2 protein-coding genes are annotated in these 1,605 nt (G+C 76.8%); one reads left to right on the forward strand and one right to left on the reverse strand.

Features of this window, described 5'->3' with window-relative positions:
* The coding region (locus tag Mrose_RS18280; protein ID WP_420808366.1) for a YrrC family ATP-dependent DNA helicase at positions 1-239 on the reverse strand (239 nt) is incomplete at its 3' end.
* Positions 240-282: 43 nt separating this feature from the next.
* On the opposite strand from Mrose_RS18280, the gene Mrose_RS18285 reads away from it, so the two are divergent.
* On the forward strand, positions 283-1,605 hold a 1,323-nt coding region (locus Mrose_RS18285; RefSeq protein WP_182482911.1), incomplete at its 3' end, for an S-layer homology domain-containing protein.

A 1,605-nucleotide genomic window follows, 5' to 3' on the forward strand; every position in this document is an offset into this window, starting at 1 on the left:
GGCGGGGGCGGGGGGGCGACCTCGAGGCGGCGCGCGCGGTAGGTGCGGCCGTGGCGGGGGTGCTCGAAGGCCTCGAACTCCCCGCGCAGCCAGGTGCCCTCGGGGTAGGCCTCCAGCTCCCCCACCAGCCGTGCCCGCTCCCCCTCCAGGTCCACCTCCAGCACGCGGAAGCCCTCGCTGCGGTAGAGCTCGCGCTCCACCCGGGCGTGGCGCAGGACGGGGGACGCTCGCTTTCTCATGCTCTGATGATATGCCTTTCTTGAATAGGAGATAATGGCGCGCATGAGAAGAGCCGCGAGGTGGATCCGCACGCTGGCGCTGGGCCCGATGGCCGCGCTGGCGCTGGCGCAAAGCTCCCAGGCCCCCACACCCCCCCTGCCCTTCAGCGACGTGCCGGCCGGCCACTGGGCCGCCGAGGCCGTTCGCCGCCTGAGCGAGCGGGGCCTGCTGCTCGGCGACGACCGGGGGCGCTTCGCGGGCGGGGGCACCCTCACGCGCTACGAGGCGGCCCTGCTGATCTACCGGCTGCTGCAGCAGCTCGAGGCCAGCGCGCTCACCCGCGAGGACCTCGAGGCGCTGCTCATGGCGGTGCAGGAGCTGCAGGCCGAGCTCGCGGGGCTGGGGCTGCGGCTGGAGAACGCCTATAGCCGCGAGGAGGCCCAGGCCCTGCTGGAGCGGCTGGCGGCGCTGGAGGCACGCCAGGCCCTCGATCCTCAGGCCCTGGAAGACCTGCGCGTGCTGGCCGAGGCGGCCAGCCTCACCGCCAGCCAGGCCCTGCTGCAGTCCAGCCTGGCCCTCGAGCGGCTGGCGGCGCTGGAGGGGCGGCTGGCCGGGCTGGAGCAGACCGCCCAGGGCGCGCGGGCGCTGGAGGCCGAGCGCTTCGCGGCACTGCGCCGGGAGGTCGAGGGCCTCAAGGCCGAGCTGGCCGGGCTGAGAGGGGGCCTCGAGGCCGAAAGGGCGTCGGCGCCGGAGGACCGCGGGCTGCAGGCGCTGGAGCTCGAGGCCCGCCTCAAGGGGCAGCAAGAGCGGCTGGCGGCCCTCGAGGCCCGCCTGGAGGCCGAGGGCAAGGAGCGCCAGGCCCAGGCGGCGCTGGCCGAGGCGCGCCTGGCGGCGCTGGAGGAGCGTCAGCCCCCCCGCTTCTCCCTGGAATTCGCGCTGGCCTTGCGTCAGGGCTACGGCTTCGCGCTGGGCTTTGAGGGGCCTGAGGGGGAGGGCGAGCGGGCGCTGGGCCGGCTGCGGCTGTCGACCGAGCGGGACGGGGATCGGATGGCGCTGGCGCTGTACTCCGCCGGCGGGGGGTTCGACCCCGCCACGGGCGCAGCGCCCCCCGGCCCCCCGGCGGGCTACACCGCCGCCGGGCTGGAGTTCGCCCGCGGCGGCCTGGAGCTCTTCGGGCTGTGGGCCGGGGCCGGGGAGTACGCCTACGCGGTGGGCTGGCGGCTGGGCGGCCCGGACGACCGCCTGCGGCTGTGGGGCCAGGCCGCCAGCGTGCGAGTCCCCGACACCCTGGCCGCGCCCCGGGTCGAGGCGGGGCTGGAGGGGGGGCTGAGGCTCTTCGGGCTGGCCTGGAGCCGCCTGGAGCTGGCCGCGCGGCTGGGGCGGGAG

Origin of the sequence: Calidithermus roseus (assembly GCF_003574095.1) — a bacterium.
Lineage (GTDB): Bacteria > Deinococcota > Deinococci > Deinococcales > Thermaceae > Calidithermus > Calidithermus roseus.